The organism is Geodermatophilus maliterrae, assembly GCF_041018925.1.
GTDB classification, from domain to species: domain Bacteria; phylum Actinomycetota; class Actinomycetes; order Mycobacteriales; family Geodermatophilaceae; genus Geodermatophilus; species Geodermatophilus maliterrae.
Genome location: NZ_JBFNXQ010000108.1, coordinates 1 through 16,667, shown reverse-complemented (window position 1 = coordinate 16,667; position 16,667 = coordinate 1). Strand labels below are relative to the sequence as shown.

17 protein-coding genes are annotated in these 16,667 nt (G+C 75.5%); 12 read left to right on the top strand and 5 right to left on the bottom strand.

Annotation, left to right across the window (positions count from 1 at the left end):
- The 4 genes from ABQ292_RS22605 to ABQ292_RS22590 form a co-directional block, all read left to right on the top strand.
- A partial coding sequence (locus ABQ292_RS22605; RefSeq protein WP_369209962.1) for a nicotinate-nucleotide--dimethylbenzimidazole phosphoribosyltransferase occupies nucleotides 1-314 on the top strand: 314 nt, incomplete at its 5' end.
- A 48-nt stretch (nucleotides 315-362) separates the two neighbouring features.
- Nucleotides 363-1,997 (top strand): phosphoglucomutase (alpha-D-glucose-1,6-bisphosphate-dependent), encoded by a 1,635-nt coding sequence (gene pgm, locus ABQ292_RS22600; protein WP_369209961.1) that lies wholly within the window; start codon nucleotides 363-365, stop codon nucleotides 1,995-1,997.
- Between the two features lie 75 nt (nucleotides 1,998-2,072).
- Nucleotides 2,073-3,182 carry a M20 family metallopeptidase gene (locus ABQ292_RS22595; RefSeq protein ID WP_369209960.1) on the top strand — a complete coding sequence of 370 codons (1,110 nt, stop codon included), beginning with the start codon at nucleotides 2,073-2,075 and terminating at the stop codon, nucleotides 3,180-3,182.
- Nucleotides 3,183-3,266: 84 nt separating this feature from the next.
- Nucleotides 3,267-3,935: a hypothetical protein gene (locus tag ABQ292_RS22590; RefSeq protein WP_369209959.1), complete on the top strand. Its 669-nt coding sequence runs from the start codon at nucleotides 3,267-3,269 to the stop codon at nucleotides 3,933-3,935.
- 65 nt (nucleotides 3,936-4,000) lie between these two features.
- On the opposite strand, the gene ABQ292_RS22585 is transcribed toward ABQ292_RS22590, so the two are convergent.
- A complete protein-coding gene (locus tag ABQ292_RS22585) occupies nucleotides 4,001-4,897 on the bottom strand; it encodes a diguanylate cyclase domain-containing protein (protein WP_369209958.1) in 897 nt (298 codons plus the stop codon).
- Nucleotides 4,898-5,038: 141 nt separating this feature from the next.
- Here ABQ292_RS22585 and ABQ292_RS22580 point away from each other — a divergent pair, with 141 nt between their 5' ends.
- Nucleotides 5,039-5,983: a hydroxymethylglutaryl-CoA lyase gene (locus ABQ292_RS22580; protein WP_369209957.1), complete on the top strand. Its 945-nt coding sequence runs from the start codon at nucleotides 5,039-5,041 to the stop codon at nucleotides 5,981-5,983.
- Nucleotides 5,980-6,477 carry a flavin reductase family protein gene (locus ABQ292_RS22575; protein ID WP_369209956.1) on the top strand — a complete coding sequence of 166 codons (498 nt, stop codon included), beginning with the start codon at nucleotides 5,980-5,982 and terminating at the stop codon, nucleotides 6,475-6,477. The genes ABQ292_RS22580 and ABQ292_RS22575 overlap by 4 nt, the downstream gene beginning before the upstream one ends.
- A gap of 104 nt (nucleotides 6,478-6,581) precedes the next feature.
- Here ABQ292_RS22575 and ABQ292_RS22570 read toward each other — a convergent pair whose 3' ends face one another.
- The gene (locus ABQ292_RS22570; RefSeq protein ID WP_369209955.1) at nucleotides 6,582-8,948 is read right to left on the bottom strand and encodes a SpoIIE family protein phosphatase; all 2,367 of its coding nucleotides are present in this window, start codon (nucleotides 8,946-8,948) and stop codon (nucleotides 6,582-6,584) included.
- A 160-nt stretch (nucleotides 8,949-9,108) separates the two neighbouring features.
- Here ABQ292_RS22570 and ABQ292_RS22565 point away from each other — a divergent pair, with 160 nt between their 5' ends.
- A complete protein-coding gene (locus ABQ292_RS22565; protein ID WP_369209954.1) occupies nucleotides 9,109-9,903 on the top strand; it encodes a hypothetical protein in 795 nt (264 codons plus the stop codon).
- Between the two features lie 24 nt (nucleotides 9,904-9,927).
- Here ABQ292_RS22565 and ABQ292_RS22560 read toward each other — a convergent pair whose 3' ends face one another.
- Together ABQ292_RS22560 and ABQ292_RS22555 are read right to left on the bottom strand one after the other, a co-directional pair.
- Nucleotides 9,928-10,377, bottom strand: coding sequence for a hypothetical protein (locus tag ABQ292_RS22560; RefSeq protein ID WP_369209953.1), 450 nt, complete (start codon nucleotides 10,375-10,377; stop codon nucleotides 9,928-9,930).
- Nucleotides 10,370-10,735, bottom strand: a complete 366-nt coding sequence (locus tag ABQ292_RS22555) for a hypothetical protein (protein ID WP_369209963.1) — start codon at nucleotides 10,733-10,735, stop codon at nucleotides 10,370-10,372. Before ABQ292_RS22555 ends, ABQ292_RS22560 begins: the two co-directional genes overlap by 8 nt.
- Before the next feature lie 49 nt (nucleotides 10,736-10,784).
- Between ABQ292_RS22555 and ABQ292_RS22550 the strand changes: the two genes are divergently transcribed.
- Nucleotides 10,785-11,684 (top strand): PaaX family transcriptional regulator C-terminal domain-containing protein, encoded by a 900-nt coding sequence (locus tag ABQ292_RS22550; protein ID WP_369209952.1) that lies wholly within the window; start codon nucleotides 10,785-10,787, stop codon nucleotides 11,682-11,684.
- A 61-nt stretch (nucleotides 11,685-11,745) separates the two neighbouring features.
- On the opposite strand, the gene ABQ292_RS22545 is transcribed toward ABQ292_RS22550, so the two are convergent.
- On the bottom strand, nucleotides 11,746-12,738 hold the full coding sequence (locus tag ABQ292_RS22545) for an aldo/keto reductase (protein WP_369209951.1): 993 nt from the start codon (nucleotides 12,736-12,738) through the stop codon (nucleotides 11,746-11,748).
- A 101-nt stretch (nucleotides 12,739-12,839) separates the two neighbouring features.
- Here ABQ292_RS22545 and ABQ292_RS22540 point away from each other — a divergent pair, with 101 nt between their 5' ends.
- Genes ABQ292_RS22540 through ABQ292_RS22525 form a run of 4 tightly spaced genes read left to right on the top strand, consistent with a single transcriptional unit; the run spans nucleotide 12,840 to nucleotide 16,552 of the window.
- Complete coding sequence (locus ABQ292_RS22540; protein WP_369209950.1) at nucleotides 12,840-13,790, top strand: siderophore ABC transporter substrate-binding protein; 951 nt, start codon at nucleotides 12,840-12,842, stop codon at nucleotides 13,788-13,790.
- Nucleotide 13,791: 1 nt separating this feature from the next.
- Nucleotides 13,792-14,817 carry an ABC transporter permease gene (locus tag ABQ292_RS22535; RefSeq protein WP_369209949.1) on the top strand — a complete coding sequence of 342 codons (1,026 nt, stop codon included), beginning with the start codon at nucleotides 13,792-13,794 and terminating at the stop codon, nucleotides 14,815-14,817.
- Nucleotides 14,817-15,797 carry an iron chelate uptake ABC transporter family permease subunit gene (locus tag ABQ292_RS22530; protein WP_369209948.1) on the top strand — a complete coding sequence of 327 codons (981 nt, stop codon included), beginning with the start codon at nucleotides 14,817-14,819 and terminating at the stop codon, nucleotides 15,795-15,797. The genes ABQ292_RS22535 and ABQ292_RS22530 overlap by 1 nt, the downstream gene beginning before the upstream one ends.
- Nucleotides 15,794-16,552: an iron ABC transporter ATP-binding protein gene (locus tag ABQ292_RS22525; protein ID WP_369209947.1), complete on the top strand. Its 759-nt coding sequence runs from the start codon at nucleotides 15,794-15,796 to the stop codon at nucleotides 16,550-16,552. The genes ABQ292_RS22530 and ABQ292_RS22525 overlap by 4 nt, the downstream gene beginning before the upstream one ends.
- Nucleotides 16,553-16,667 lie beyond the last annotated feature (115 nt).

Here is a 16,667-nt window from a genome sequence, read left to right as displayed (position 1 = left end):
GCGGCCCGGAGCTCACCGTGCTGGCCGGGGTGGTGCTCGGTGCCGCGGAGGCCGGCACCGCCGTCGTCCTGGACGGGTTCGCCGTCTCGGTGGCCGCGCTGGCCGCCGTCCTGCTCGAGCCCGGTGCCCAGGCCGGCCTGGTCGCGGGCCAGCGCAGCCGCGAGCGCGGGCACGACCTGGTGCTGCAGGCGCTGGGCCTCGAGCCGCTGCTCGACCTCCGGCTGCGGGCCGGGGAGGGCGCCGGGGCCGCGCTGGCCGCCGGGCTGCTGCTGGACGGGTTGCGGGTCCGCCGCACGACCGCCCGGGTCCACTGACGCCGTCGGGTTCGCCATCGGGCGGTGCGACGGGCCAGGATCGACGCCGTGACCGATCCCCGCGCCGGCCAGCCGGCCTCCCCTGCCGACCTGGTCGACGTCGCCTCGCTGGTGACCGCCTACTACACGCTGGTGCCCGACCCGGCCGACCCGGGGCAGCGGGTGTCCTTCGGGACCTCCGGGCACCGCGGGTCGTCGTTCGACGCCGCGTTCAACGAGGCGCACATCCTGGCCACGACCCAGGCCATCTGCGAGTACCGCGCGGCACAGGGCTACGACGGGCCGCTGTTCGTCGGCCGTGACACCCACGCGCTGTCCGAGCCGGCGTGGGCCTCGGCGCTGGAGGTGCTCGCCGCCAACGACGTGACCGTCCTGGTCGACGCCGCCGGCCGGTACACGCCCACCCCGGCGGTCAGCCACGCGATCCTCGCCGCCAACCGCGGCAGGACCAACGGCCTGGCCGACGGCATCGTCGTCACCCCGTCGCACAACCCGCCCCGTGACGGCGGGTTCAAGTACAACCCGCCCTCGGGCGGCCCGGCCGACACCGACGCGACGAAGACGATCGCCGACCGGGCCAACGAGCTGCTCGCCGCGGACCTCGACGGCGTGCAGCGGATCCCCTTCACCCGCGCCCACGCCGCGGCGCAGCGGTACGACTTCGTGGGCACCTACGTCGACGACCTGCCCGCCGTGCTCGACCTCGACGCGGTCCGCTCGGCCGGCGTGCGCATCGGCGCCGACCCGCTCGGCGGCGCCTCGGTCGACTACTGGGGGGCGATCGCCGAGCGGCACCGGCTCGACCTCACCGTGGTCAACCCGCTGGTCGACCCCACCTGGCGGTTCATGACGCTGGACTGGGACGGCAAGATCCGGATGGACTGCTCCTCGCCCTCGGCCATGGCCTCGCTGATCGGCAAGCGGGCCGACTACGCCGTCGCCACGGGCAACGACGCCGACGCCGACCGGCACGGCATCGTCACCCCCGACGCCGGGCTGATGAACCCCAACCACTTCCTCGCCGTCGCCATCTCCTACCTGTTCGCGCACCGGCCCGAGTGGGGCGCCGGGGTCGCCGTCGGCAAGACGCTGGTGTCCTCGTCGCTGATCGACCGGGTGGTCGAGGGCCTCGGCCGCCGCCTGGTGGAGGTGCCGGTCGGGTTCAAGTGGTTCGTGCCCGGGCTGCTCGACGGGTCGGTCGGGTTCGGGGGTGAGGAGTCGGCGGGGGCGTCGTTCCTGCGCCGCGACGGCGGGGTGTGGACGACGGACAAGGACGGCGTCCTGCTGGCGCTGCTCGCCTCGGAGATCCAGGCCGTGACGGAACGGTCGCCGTCCCAGCTGCACGCCGACCTGGTCGGGCGGTACGGGGAGTCGGCCTACGCCCGGGTGGACGCGCCGGCGTCCCGCGAGCAGAAGGCGGCGCTGGGGAAGCTGTCGCCGTCCGACGTCACCGCCACCGAGCTGGCCGGCGAGGCGATCACCGCCAAGCTGACCAGCGCTCCGGGCAACGGCGCGTCGATCGGCGGGCTGAAGGTGGTCACGGAGAACGCCTGGTTCGCCGCCCGCCCGTCGGGGACCGAGGACGTCTACAAGGTCTACGCCGAGTCGTTCAAGGGACCCGACCACCTCGCCCGCGTGCAGGAGGAGGCCCGCGCCGTCGTCGGCGCCGCCCTCGGCGCCTGAGCCCCGCCGGTGCACTTCCGCGGAGGTGCACGGTGCACTTCCGCGGAGTTGCACGGACCGGGGCAGGATCGGGGGATGACGACGGCGAGCCCTGCCCCTGACGACACGGCCCTGGACGTGACCGCCCTGGTGCGCGAGCTGGTCGGCCGCACCACCGTCTCGGGGGACGCCGCCGCCCAGCAGGACCTGCTCGGCGGCCTCACCGAGGTGCTGCGCGAGCGCGCGCCGCACCTGCTGGTGACCGAGGGGCGCGACCCGGACCACCCGTGGCGGCTGCTGCGGACCCCGGCCGACCCCGGCCGCCGGCAGCTGCTGCTGGCCTGCCACGTCGACACCGTGCCGGTGCCCGACGCCGGCGCCTGGCAGCGCGACCCCTTCGGCGCCGACCTCGACGGGGGCCGGGTGTGGGGGCGCGGCGGCAGCGACATGAAGGCCGGGGTGGTGGCCGCCGCGGCGGCGCTCGCGGCCGCGGACCCGCAGACGCCGGTCGCGCTCCTGCTGACCAGCGACGAGGAGATCGGCTCGAAGGGTGCCGCGGCCGCCGCGGCCGCCGTCGCCGAGCAGCCGATCGGCGCGGTGGTCGTCCCCGAGGCGACAGGCAACCAGGTGGTCCTCGGCCACAAGGGCGCGCTGTGGCTCGCCGTGCGCACCGCCGGGCGGGCCGCGCACGGCAGCACCCCCGAGCGCGGGCACAACGCGGTGCTCGACCTGGTCGCCGTCCTCGCGCGGGCCGGCGGCGCCCTGCCCTTCCGCACCGACCCGTTCCTCGGCACCGAGACGTGGAACCCCGGCGTCGTGACCGGCGGGACGGTGCCCAACGTCGTCCCCGACCGCGCGGAGGTCGTCGTCGACATGCGCACGGTCACCGAGGGCGGTGACCTGCTGGCCTGGTGGCGGGACCAGCCCGAGGTGGCCGACGTCGAGGTGCGCGTGGACCTGCCGCCGGTCGGGACGCCCGCCGACGACCCGTGGGTGGCCACCCTCCCCGCGCCGGCACGGAGCACGCCGGCCACCTACTTCACCGACGCCTCGGTGCTGGTCCGGGTGGTCGGCGGTGCCCCGATCGTCGTCTGGGGCCCGGGCACGCCCGCGGTGATGCACGCGCGGGACGAGTACGTCGAGCTCGCCGAGCTGGAGCAGGCCGCGGCCGCCTTCACCCACGTCGTCGCCCGCTGGGACGGCTGACCCCGCGATCGGATCTGCCCCCTCCGGGCGAGCGACACGGCCCGGAGCAGGGCGGACGCCCGCGGCGTCGGCGGACTGTCGGGCATGACCGGGCAGCGGTACGAGCAGGACTGGGAGGCCGTCCCCCCGGGGACGGCGGGTGGCCCGGCAGCGCAGCCGTACGGGTACGCGCTCCCGCCCACCCACGGCCTGCCGGCGTCAGGTCACGCCCTCCCGTACGGTCCGCCACCCGGCTACGGCTCTGGCTATGGCCCCGGCTATGGCCCCGGCTATGGCCCCGGCTATGGCCCCGGCTATGGCCCCGGCTACGGGTTCGGCTGGGGGGTCCCGACGGCGCCGCCGGCCTGGCCGGCCGGTCCCGGCCGTCCCGGGGTGGCGACCGCGGCGGCCGTCCTCGGGTTCGTCACCGGCGGCCTGACGGTGGTGGTGTCGCTGTTCCTCCTGGCGTTGACCGTCGGCGGAGAGGGCGACCCGGCGACGACCACGTTGCTGCTCGGCCTGCCGTGCGCGGCCGGGCTGATCACCGGCGGCGTCCGGCTGCTGGGCCGGCGCTCCCCCCTGGTGCTGTTCGCCTCCGCGCTGGCCGCGGTGGTCGTGCTCTTCCTCGCGCTCGCGGCCGCGGCCGGCACGCTGGGCGCGGACGACGTCGGGGGCCTGCTCTTCTTCCTGGCGCTCGCGCTGCCCCTGCCGGTGCTCACCGCGGTGTTCAGCCGGCTGCCCGCCACGGTCGGCTGGACCTCTTCCCGCCCCTGACCCGGACGCCGGACCGACGGCTCCGCCGGTCCGGCGGCGGGTCGGCGGCGGGTCGGCGGCGCGGGTCAGCGGCGACGGGCCTTGTCGGCGTACATCGCCGCGTCGGCCTGGCGCACGACCGCCTCCTGGGCCTGCTCCGGTTCCGTGCCGCCGTCGATCGAGCCGATGCCGATGCTCAGCCCGACCCGCACGGTCGTGCCGCCGACGGTCAGGGTGGCGGGCAGCACCTCCTGCAGCCGTACCGCGAGGCGCTCGGCGTCGGCCCGCTCGGTGTTCTCGCAGACGACGGCGAACTCGTCGCCACCCAGCCGGGCGGCGGTGTCGCTGGCGCGCAGGACCCCGGTGAGGCGCTCGGCCACCGCCACCAGGACGGCGTCGCCGGTCGGGTGTCCGTGCTCGTCGTTGACCGCCTTGAAGCCGTCGAGGTCGAGCACCAGCACGCAGGTGGGCGTGTGCTCGCGGTGCCCGCGCTCGAGCGCGTGGCGCAGCCGGTCGTGGAAGAGCAGCCGGTTGGGCAGGCCGGTGAGCGGGTCGTGTGCCGACAGGTGCAGCAGGCGCGCCTCCAGCTCCTTCCGGTCGGTCACGTCCTCGATCACCATCACCAGGTGCGGCGGGTCGGCCGCGGTCGCACCGTCCACCCACGACACCGTCACCTGCACCGGGACGACCGCACCGTCGGGCCGCAGCACCCGGCACTCGTGCCGCACCCGGCCGCGGTGGTCCCGCAGCTGCTGCCACACGGGCACCGCGCCGCCCAGGTCCTCGGGGTGGATGACGGCGAACAGCGTCGCGCCGCGCAGCTCCTCCGGGGGGACGCCGAGCAGCTCGCCGAGGGTGGCGTTGGCCGCGAGGAACACCCCGTCCGGCGTCGCCAGGGCCACACCCATCGGCGAGTTCGTGAAGGCGCTGCCCACGTCGGCGGGGGGCAGGGTGCCCACGGGCTCGGCCTCGGCGTCGAACACGGTGCTCCTCCGTTTCCTCCCCCTCAGTCATCCGGGTCGTCCCCGATACTCCTTACTTCCCGTCGGGTTCCACGTGGAACCACCCCACGGGGCAGGATGGACCCATCGGATGACAGAACCGCGCAGGTGAGGGGAACGATCGTGTCGACGGACTTCGACCTGGTGCTCCCGACGGCGGTCGACGTCCGCGAGGTGGGCATGCGCGACGGCCTGCAGCTCGAGGCGCCGGTCCCGCTCGAGGCCAAGCTGGCCATGCTCGACGCACTGGTGGCCACCGGCGTCCGCCGGATCGAGGTGACGTCGTTCGTCTCGCCCAGAGCCGTCCCGGCGCTGGGCGACGCCGACCGGGTCGCCGCCGAGCTGTCCCGCTGGCCGGGTGTGCACTGGTCGGCGCTGGTGGCCAACCCCCGGGGGGCGGTCCGCGCCGTCGACGCCGGCATCGCCGAGCTGGAGCTGGTCGTCTCCGCCACCGACGGCCACAGCCGCGCCAACGCCGGCCGCTCCACCGCCGAGGCGCTCGCCGGCGTCGGGGAGGTCGCGGCGCTCGCGCACGGGGCGGGCGGCTCGCTGGAGGTCGTCGTCGCCACCGCCTGGGACTGCCCCTTCGACGGGCGGACCCCGATCGCGCGCACCGTCGACGTCTGCCGCGCGGCGGTCACCGCCGGCGCCGACGCCCTCTGCCTGGGCGACACCATCGGGACGACGACGCCGGCGCGGGTGGTCCGCCTGCTCGACGCTGTCCGCCGCGCCTGCCCCGGCACGCCGGTCGCCGTCCACTTCCACGACACCCGCGGCACCGGGCAGGCCAACGCCCTCGCCGCCGTGCAGGCCGGCGTCACCCAGCTCGACGCCTCGGTGGGTGGGCTGGGCGGGTGCCCGTTCGCGCCCGGCGCCAGCGGCAACATCGCCACCGAGGAGCTCGTCTACTGGCTGGAGGACTCCGAGGTGGCCACCGGGATCGACCTCGATGCGCTGCTGGCCGCGGCCCGGGTCGCCGAGGGGGCCGTGGGACACGAGCTGCCGAGCTCGCTGTACCGGGCCGGGGGACGCTCGGTCCCGCGGGCCGCGGCCGGGAGCCCTGCGTGAGCGGACCGGGTGAGGCGGTCGACCCACAGGTCATGCGCGACGTCCTCGGGCACTTCGCCTCCGGGGTCACCGTGGTCACCGCGGACGACGGCGCGGGCCCGCTCGGCTTCACCTGCCAGTCGTTCAGCTCGCTGTCGCTGGACCCGCCGCTGGTGGCCCTCGCGCCGGCCCGCACCTCGACCACCTGGCCGCGGCTGCGCGACATCGGCCGGTTCTGCGTCAACGTCCTCGCCGAGGACCAGTCCGGCCTGTCGGCGGCCTTCGCCCGCTCGGGCGCCGACAAGTTCGCCGGGGTGGCCTGGCGGCCGAGCCCGCACGGCTCACCGGTCCTCGACGACGTCGTCGCCTGGATCGACTGCACGCTCTGGGCCGAGTACGACGGCGGGGACCACACGATCGTCGCCGCCCGGGTGCTCGACCTCGGCGCCGACCCGGACCGCCGGCCGCTGCTGTTCCACCGCGGCCGCTACGGCCTGGCGGAGGGCGCCGGCTGAGGTCCCGGCCCCGTCCCGGGCCGAGGGGGTCCCGCCGCGAGCCTGCACGGCCCCCCTGCAGGGTCCCGCCGCGAGCGTGCGAGCGGTGGGGGCAGGGGGGTCCTTCAGCCGAAGCGGACGGCGATCAGCGCGACGTCGTCGCGGCCGTCGAGGGTGCCGCTGACGGCGGCGTCGCACAGCTCGCGGGGCGAGGCGTCGGCCGGCGTGGCCGACAGCCGCTCGACCAACGCGGCGATGCCCTGGTCGAGGTCGGAACCCGGCGTCTCGACCAGCCCGTCGGTGTAGCCGACGACCGTCGACCCGGCCGGCAGGTCGACCGTCAGCGCGGTCCGCTCGGCGTCGACGTCGACCCCCACGAGCAGGCCGGTGACGCCGTCGATCGGGCGCACCGCGCCGTCGGGCGAGCGCAGCAGCAGCGGCGGGTGGCCGGCGTTGGCCAGCCGGGCCCGCCACGGCCCGCCCGGCTCGGCCGGGGGGACGGCGTGCAGGTAGGCCATCGTGGCCAGCGAGGCGACCCGCAGACCCTGCACGAGCCGGTCCACCCGGGTGAGCACGGTGCTCGGGTGCGGGTCGGGGGCCTCCCACATGCAGGCGCGGATGAGCCCGCGCAGGTGTCCCATCGCGGCCGCGGCGGCGACGTCGTGACCGACGTCCCCCACCACCATCCCGACCGAGCCGTCGGGCAGCTGCAGCAGGTCGTAGAAGTCCCCGCCGACGTCGGCGGCGGTCGAGGCGCTGACGTAGTGCGCGGCCGCGGTCACGCCGGGGAGGGTGGGCAGGTCCGGCAGCAGGGAGCGCTGCAGCGTGTCGGCGACGGCGTGCTCCTGCTGGTAGAGCCGCACGTTGTCCATGACCAGCGCCGCCCGTCGGGCGAGGTCCTCGGCCAGGCCGACGTCCTCCGGCGTGAACGGCCGGTACGAGGAGGTGCGCACGAGGGTGATCGCCCCGCGGGTGCGGCGGCGCGCCACCATCGGCGTGCTCAGCGACGTCACCGCACCGAGCCGCCCGGCGACCTCCTGGGCCACCGGGGACGCGATCGCGTCGTCGAGCCGCTCGGGCAGCCGCTCGACCAGCACCGTCCGCGACGAGGTGATGGCGCGCTGGCTCGGGGACCCCGCCGGCAGTCGCAGGGCGTGCCCGGCCTCGAAGCGGCGCACCTCGGTGCGCTGCCGCTCGCGGTCGCGCACGACCACCTCGTGCACCTCGTCGGACTCGTCGACGACCGTGATGACCACCCAGTCGGCCAGCGTGGGCACGCACAGGGTGGCCAGCCGGTCGAGCAGGTCGCCGGCGTCGAGCGTGGCGATGAGGGAGCTGGTCGCCTCGGCCATGAGCGCGAGGCGGCCCTGCGCCTCCTCGGCGGCCCGCTGCGCCTGCTCGGCGACCGCGCGGGCCTGCTCGGCCTCCTGCCGGGCGTTCTGCTCGGCGGCGAAGGCGGCCTCGCGCTCGGACTCGACCCGCACCCGCTCGGTGACGTCGGTCTGCACCCCGACGAAGCTGACCAGCTCGCCCTCGCCGTCGAAGACCGGGCTGATGGAGAGCTGGTTCCAGAAGGCGGTGCCGTCGCGACGGTGGTTGAGCAGGACGACGGTCACCGCCTCCTGGGCGGCCAGCGCCGTCCGGATGCTGGCGACGGCGGCCAGGTCGGTCGCCGGCCCCTGCAGGAACCGGCAGTTGCGGCCCACGGACTCCTCGTAGGAGTAGCCGGTGATGCGGGTGAACGAGGGGTTGACCCAGACCAGCGGGTCGTCCGGCTCGCGCGGGTCGGTGATCGTGAAGGCGATGTCGGTGGCGACGACGGCCCGCTCGCGCAGCGCCTGCAGCTCGGCCTCGGCGTCCCCGCCACCGCTGACCCCCTCGACCTCGAGGAAGACCACCAGGGACAGCTGCTGGCTGTTGCCCGGCTGCGACAGCGGGAAGCCGGTCACCCACATCAGCCGGTCCTCACGGCGGTCGTCGCCGCGGGCGCGGTCGGCGTCGGTGCTGCGGGCCGGCTGCAGGCGGACCGCCTCGCCGGTGACCGGCTGGCCCTGTGCCACCAGCGACAGCGGGCCGGTGGTGCGGGCCAGCGGGGCGCCGCCGAGGTCGGTGAGCCCGACCGAGGCGCCCCAGGTGTCGATGTCGACCGGCAGGTGCACGTTGCCGGCCATCTCCGTCGCGGCGGTGTTGGCGTAGGTGACCGACCCGGACTCCTGGTCGATGAGCAGGACCGCGACCGGGACGTCGGACAGCACGGCGGGCAGGGCGGTCGAGGCCGCGCCGTCCCCGCGGTGCTCGGAGACGACCGCGCTGGCGGCGGTGACGATCCCGGCCTGCTGGTCCGCGGGCACCTCGCCGGCCGGCGAGGCGGCCTCGGCCATCGCCGCCCGGGCCGCGACCGGGACGCCGTCGTGGGCGGGCCCGGCGCCGAAGGCGAGGTCACCCGGAGGGGGCGTGGTCGAGCCCCTGGTCTGCTGGCCCTCCGGTCGCACGCGGACGAATCTAACCGTTGTCCCAGCTCCGTCGCCCGCCTGCTCCCGGGCGCCACCCGCCGGGCGGTCATCCGGACGGGTGCGCGGCACAGGACGCCGCCGAGGTGTGCGGGCCGTCCGGGCGGGCACTCCCCCGTGACGATCTCGGGAGGGAGACGACATGGGACTGCTCGACCGGCTCTTCGGCCGGCGTCGTGCACCGGAGCCCCAGTACGACGGGTACGCGCCGCCCGCGCCACCGCCCCCGCCCCCGACCTCCTCGGGGCAGCGCGCTCCGGTGGACGACCAGCAGGCGATCGAGCGCTACCGCTACCTGCTGCGCACCGCGCCGCCCGACCAGATCGAGCAGGCGCACGCCGAGGCCTTCTCCCAGCTCACCCAGCAGCAGCGGCAGGAGGTGCTCACCCAGCTCGCGGCCGCGGTCCCGGCGTCCGAGCGGCCCCGGGCCGACGACCCGCAGACCCTCGCCCGGGTGGCCACCCGCGCCGAGCTGCGCCAGCCCGGGACGCTGGAGCGGGCCTTCGGTGGCGGCTTCGGCGGGGGCGGCCACGGGGGTGGCTACGGCCCCGGCTACGGGGGTGGCTACGGCCCCGGCTACGGCGGCGGCTACGGGCCCCGGATGGGCGGCTTCGGCAGCTCGCTGGGCGGCAGCCTGCTCGGCACCGTCGGCGGCCTGGTGATCGGGACGGCGGTGGCCGACGCCCTCTTCGACACCGGCCTCGGCGACGGCGGGCTCTTCGGCGGCGGCGACGAGGAGGCCTACGCCGAGGGGTACGCCGACGGCACGGACGGCGGCGGTGACCCCGGCGGTGACTACGCCGCGGCCGACGGCGGCTACGGCGGCGACCCGGGTGCCGACTTCGCCGGGGGCGCCGACAACGGCTACGGCGACTACGGCGGTGACTACGGCGGAGGCGACTTCGGCGGCGGGGACTTCGGCGGCGGCGACTTCTGAACCCTCCTCCCGGCAGGGAGGAGGTCAGGCCCGGCCGGGACCGCCGGCGACCCGTCCCTGGCGCCGCAGCCACAGCAGGCCCAGCACCGGCAGCACCAGCGGGACGAATCCGTAGCCGCGGCCGAACGCCGACCAGACGGTCTCGTCGGGGAAGGCGGCCGGGTCGAGCACCGACAGGGCGCCGACCACGAGCACGCCGGCGAGCTCGACCGAGCAGGCGACGACCGCCGTCCGCCGTCCGGCCCGCCCACCGCGGGCCAGCCCGACGGTGGCGACCACGTACACCGCCGCGGCGAGGGCGGAGAGCAGGTAGGCCACCGGCGCCTCGCCGAAGCGGGTGGCCAACTGCACCGTGGCACGCGCTCCGGCGGCCAGGGCGAAGACCGCGTAGACGGCGACCAGCACCCGCCCGGGCCCGGCCGCCGTCCCGCCCGCCGCGGTGCCCGACGGCTGTCCCCCCACGGGGTCAGGCACCCGGGGCCTCCCACAGCTGGACCAGCCGCCAGACCATCACGACGGTGACCAGACTGGTCACGGCCAGCACCGTGCCCGCCCAGCGGCTGGGCTCGGTACGCGACCAGAGCACCCCCGCGACCGGCAGGAGCACCACGCCGGCGAGGTAGCCGACGAAGGTCGCCGTCTCCGGGGGCCGCTGTCCGCCGGCCAGCGCCACCGTCGCGACGACGGCCTGCACGACGAGCAGCACCTCGAGCACCGCGGCACCGGCCAGGTGCACCAGGCCGATCCGCCGGCGGGCGACCGTCGAGGCCAGGCCGGCGAGCGCCACGAGGACGGCGACCGCCGTCGCGGACCAGGCGAGGGCGGGCGTCATCGGCACGGCCGGGAGGAGGGGACGGCGGGTCGCACGTCCCCATCCTCCCGTGCCGGCCGGCGGAGCGGCCGCGGTGACCGGCCAGGTCCCCCGGTGGCGGGCGTGGGGGATCGTGGAGGGCATGACCGTGCGCGACCTCCTGGTCGACCTGTGCGCCGAGCACCTGGACGCCGTGACCGGTGAACCGGTGCCGCTGCAGGCGCTGGTCGGGCTGCTCGCCGCCTGCGGGGTCGCCGAGCCCAGCACGCGGGTCGCCGTGGCCGCGCTGCGGCGGACGGGCTGGCTGACGGCGGTCCGGCGCGGGCGGGAGACGCTGTGCGCGCCGGCGGCGCCGCTGCGGGAGGCGGTCACCGCGCAGCAGGAGCGGATCGAGCGCCGGCTCGCGCCGTGGGACGGGCAGTGGCGGATGGTCGTCTACTCCGTCCCGGAGACCGACCGGGCCGCCCGCGAGCGCGTCCGCCGGGGCCTGGCGCGGGCCGGGTTCGGCCCGCTGGCCCCGGCCACGTGGGTCTCCCCGCACCGCTCGGCCCTCGACGAGGTGCACGCCGAGCTCGCCGGCGAGCGCACCTCCCGGCTGGACCTGCTGACCGCCTCGGTCGCCGACCCGCGGCTGTCCGACGGCGAGCTGGCCGCCCGCTGCTGGGACCTCCCCCGGCTCGCCGCCGGCTGGACCCGGGTGCTCGACCGGCTGCGTGCCTCCGGTGCAGCGGGCACCCCCGACGGCCCTGCCGCGCTCGGCCTGCACCTGCGGCTGCGCGCCGAGACGCGGGCGGTCCTCGCCGGTGATCCGCTGCTGCCCGTGGCCCTGCAGCCGCCCGGCTGGCCCGCCCGCGACGTCCGCGACGCGTGGGCCGACGCCGGTGCCCGGCTCGCCGCCGCGGCCCGCGCGCACGTCGCCGACGTCCTCGGCGTCGTCAGCACCCCTCCCCGCGCCGCCGCCGTCGCCTGAAGAAGGACCCTCCTGCCCCCCACCACTCGCAGGCTCGCGGCGGGACCCTGCAGGAAGGCCGTCAGCGGTGGACGCTGGACATGTCCGGGTAGCGGTCGCCGACCGCGGCGCCGAGGGGTGCGGCCTCGCCGAGGCGGCGCACGTCGTCGTCGGAGAGCCGGACGTCGGCAGCGGCGGCGTTCTCCTCCAGGTAGGCCACCCGCTTGGTGCCCGGGATCGGGACGACGGCCGGGTTCCCGTCGCGGCCGCCCTGCGCCATCACCCACGCCAGTGCGAGCTGGGACGCCGTCACGCCCTTCTCGTCGGCGATCTCGCGCACCCGGTCGACCAGCCGCAGGTTCTGCTCGAAGGCCTCGCCCTGGAAGCGCGGGTTGGCGCGGCGGAAGTCGTCGGGCGCGAGGTCCTCGACGCTGCGGATCTGCCCGGACAGGAAGCCACGGCCGATCGGCGAGTAGGCGACGAAGCCGATGCCGAGTTCGGCGCAGGTGGCCAGCACCCCGTTCTCCTCCGGGTCGCGGCTCCACAGCGAGTACTCCGTCTGGACCGCCGCGACCGACTGGACGGCGTGCGCCCGGCGGATGGTCTCGGGGGCGGCCTCGGAGATGCCGGCGAACCGGACCTTGCCGGCCTCGACCAGCTCGCGGATGGCGCCCCAGGTGTCCTCGATCGGGACCTCGGGGTCCACGCGGTGCTGGTAGTAGAGGTCGATGACGTCGACGCCGAGCCGCTGCAGCGAGGCGTCGCAGGCCCGGCGCACGTAGTCCGGCCGGCCGTTGATGCCGAGGAAGGAGCCGTCCTCGCCGCGCTCGTTCCCGAACTTGGTCGCCAGCACCACCTCGTCGCGGCGGCCCGCGATGGCCGCGCCGACCAGCCGCTCGTTGGTGAACGGGCCGTACATGTCGGCGGTGTCGAGGAACGTGACGCCGAGGTCCAGCGCCCGCCGGATGGTGCGCTCGGCCTCCGCCTGGTCACCGGTGCCGTAGAACTCGCTCATCCCCATGCAGCCCAGCCCCATGGCCGGGACGGACAGGGACCCCAGGGTGCGTGTCTCCATGGACCCTCCCCTGCCCCCGGGGGGCTGGTTGACACCTGCAACAGGGCCTGTGGCAGGTTAGGCACACCTCAGTAAGGCAAGCCTTCCCTGTCAGGAGCACGATGCGCACGCCCTCCCGGCCGCTGGCCGCCCTCTCCCTCACCGTGGCCACCGCCCTCGCCGTCAGCGCCTGCGGCGGCAGCGAGGACACCACCGCCGAGGCGTCCTCGGAGTCCGCCGAGGTCACAGTTCCCCACGCGCAGGGCGAGACCGCCGTCCCGGCCGACCCGCAGACGGTCGTCGTGTTCGACGTCGGCGTCCTGTCGACCCTGGACAGCCTCGGCGTCGAGGTGGCCGGCGTGCCGGAGGCGACCTACCCGGAGTCGCTGGCGCAGTACGGCGGGGACGAGTACGCCAAGGTCGGCTCGCTGTTCGAGCCGGACTACGAGGCGGTCAACGCCCTCGAGCCCGACCTGATCATCGTCGGGGGGCGCTCGGCCTCGGTGTACCCGGAGCTCGCCGAGATCGCCCCCACCATCGACCTCACCGTCGACAACGGCGACTTCCTGGCCTCCTTCGAGGAGCGGGTGACCACGCTCGCGGAGGTCTTCGGCCAGGAGGACGCGGTCGCCGACCGGCTGGCCGCCCTGGACCAGCGGGTCGCCGAGGTGCGGGAGACCGCGGCGGGCGCCGGCGACGCGCTCTTCGTGATGACCAACGCCGGCGAGGTCAGCGCCTACGGCCCCGAGACGCGCTTCGGCCTGGTCTACGAGGAGCTGGGGCTGACCCCCACCGACGAGGCGCTGACCGCCGCCGACCACGGCGACGCCGTCTCCTTCGAGTACATCGCGGAGAAGGACCCTGACATCCTGCTGGTCCTCGACCGCGACGCCGCCATCGGCGAGTCCGGCACGGCCGCGCAGCAGGTGCTCGACAACGATCTGGTCCGGGGGACGACGGCCTGGCAGGACGACGACGTCCACTACCTCGACTCGTCCGTCTGGTACATCGCGCCGAACGGCCTGCCGTCGGTCGAGCAGATGGTCGAGGAAGTCGCTGCTGCGGTCGAGTGACGTGACGACCACCGCAGAGGGACCGAGCGGCGCCGCGCCCACCCGGGCGCGGCGCCGCCGCGGTGTGCAGCGGTGGCACGTCGCCGCCGCGCTGGCGGCCCTGGCCCTCGCCGCGTTCGCGTCCCTGTTCGTCGGGGTCGGCGACCTGACGCCGGCCGACCTGCTCGACGCCGACGAGGCACAGGCCCGGGTCCTGTGGACCAGCCGGGTGCCGCGGCTGCTGGCGATCCTGCTGGCCGGGTCGGCGATGGCGGTGGCCGGGCTGGTGATGATGCACCTGACCCGCAACCGGTTCGTCTCCCCGCAGACCGCCGGGACGACGGAGTGGGTGGGGTTGGGCATCGTCGTCGCGACGCTGTCGTTCGGCGGGACGTCGGTGCTCGGCAAGATGACGATCGGCGTGCTGTTCGCACTGGCCGGCACCGCGCTCTTCGTCCGGCTGCTGCAGCGGATGGTCCTCACCGACGTCGTGGTGGTCCCGCTGGTCGGCATCCTGCTCGGCGGCGTGGTGAGCGCGGCGACGACCTTCCTGGCCTACCGCTTCGACCTGCTGCAGTCGATCGACGTGTGGATGAACGGCGACTTCTCCGGCGTCCTGGCCGGTCGCTACGAGCTGCTCTGGCTGGTGCTGGCCGCCACCGTGGTCGCCTACCTGTGGGCCGACCGGTTCTCCGTCGCCGGCATGGGCGAGAGCTTCGCGGTCAACCTCGGCGTCCCCTACACCCGCGTCGTCATGGTCGGCCTGGCCATCGCCTCGATCGTCACCGCGGTCGTCGTGGTCAGCGTCGGCTCGATCCCCTTCCTCGGCCTCGTCGTCCCCAACCTGGTCACGCTGGCGATGGGCGACGCCCTGCGCCGGGTGCTGCCGGTGACCGCGCTGACCGGCGCGGCGTTCGTGCTGGTCTGCGACGTCCTGGCCCGCACCATCCGGTACCCGTACGAGGTGCCGGTCGGGATGATCGGCGGCGTCGTCGGCGGCGTGCTGTTCATCTGGCTGCTGCTGCGCGCCCGGAAGCGGGCGTTCTGATGACGGCCGTGCTCACCGCGCCGCAGCAGGCCACCCGGCGCCGGCGCACGCTGGTCGTCCTCGGCGTCCTCACCCTGGCCGTCGTCGCCGCGTTCCTGACCGTCGACGTCACCGGCTCCTGGGACTACGCCCTGCAGCAGCGCGGCCGCCGGCTGGCCGCGATGGCCGTGGTCGCCGTGGCCGTGGCGGTCTCCACCGTGCTCTTCCAGACGGTCACGAACAACCGGGTCCTGACCCCGGAGATCATGGGGTTCGACCGGCTGTTCGTGCTGATCCAGACGGTCGGGGTGTTCTTCCTCGGCGCCGCCACCGTCACCACCACCGACCCGCGGCTGCGCTTCGCCGTCGAGGTGGTCGTGCTGATCGGCTTCGGCGCCGTCCTGTACCGGTCGCTGTTCGGCCGCACCGAGCGCGACGTGTACGTGCTCGTGCTGCTCGGCGTCGTCCTCGGCTCGACGTTCACCAGCCTCACGCTGCTGGTGTCCCGGCTGATCGACCCCAACGAGTTCCTCACCCTGCAGGACCTGCTCTTCGCCAGCTTCAACTCCGTCGACCGGCAGATGCTGGCACTGTCCGCGGTCGTCGTCGCGCTGGTCACCGCCGGGGTCTGGCGGCTGCTCCCCGGGCTGGACGTCGTCGCACTCGGCCGGGACACCGCCGTCGGCCTGGGCGTCGAGCACCGCAGGGTGGTCGACCGGGCGCTGCTGGCCGTCGCCGTCCTCGTCGCCGTCGCCACCGCGCTGGTCGGGCCGATCACCTTCCTCGGCCTGCTGGTGGCCAACCTGGCCCGCCAGCTGCTCGGCACCCACCGGCACGCCTGGGTGCTGCCCGGGGCTGGCCTGCTGGCGCTGCTCGCGCTGGCCGGCGGGCAGCTGGTCCTGGAGCAGGTGTTCGGCTTCAACTCCAGCCTCAGCATCGTCGTCAACTTCGTGGGCGGGATCGTCTTCATCGCCCTCCTGATCAGAGAGCCCCGCCAGTGATCGAGATCGAGTCCGTCTCCAAGGCCTACGGCAGCGTCCGCGTGCTGGAGGACGTCTCGCTGACGATCCCGACCGGTGGCATCACCTCGCTGATCGGCGCCAACGGGGCGGGCAAGTCGACGCTGCTGTCGGTCGCCGCCCGGCTGCTGCCGGCCGACAGCGGCCGGGTGCGGGTCGACGGCATGGACGTCGCGACGACGCCGGGGCGGGTGCTGGCGCGGCGGCTGGCCGTGCTGCGCCAGGAGAACGCGATGTCGGTGCGGCTGACCGTGCGCGAGCTCGTCGCCTTCGGTCGCTTCCCGCACTCCGGCGGCCGGCTGACGCCTGCGGACCGCCGCCTGGTCGACGAGGCGATGGAGTGGTTCGAGCTGGGTCCGCTGGCCGACCGGCACCTCGACCAGCTCTCCGGCGGCCAGCGCCAGCGCGCCTACGTGGCGATGGTGATGTGCCAGGGCACCGACCACGTGCTGCTCGACGAGCCGCTGAACAACCTGGACATGCGGCACGCCGTCCAGATGATGCGGATGCTGCGCGCTATGGCCGACGAGCTCGGCCGCACCGTGGTCCTCGTCGTGCACGACGTCAACGTCGCCTCCTGTTACTCCGACCGGATCGTGGCGATGCGGGAGGGTCGGCTGGTCGCCGAGGGCCCGACGGCGGAGCTGATGACGCCGGAGCTGCTGCGCAAGGTGTTCGACGTCGAGGTCGAGGTGCACGAGCTGGCCGGACGCCGGATCGGCGTGCCCTGGTCCTGACCGCGGGTGAGCGGTGCGGCGACGGGTCGACGCGCCGGACGACGGCCGGCGCCACCTCCCGGCCCGCCTCTCGCGCGTGAAAGGCGTGGTCAGGGGCCTGTTCGATGGCCGGAAC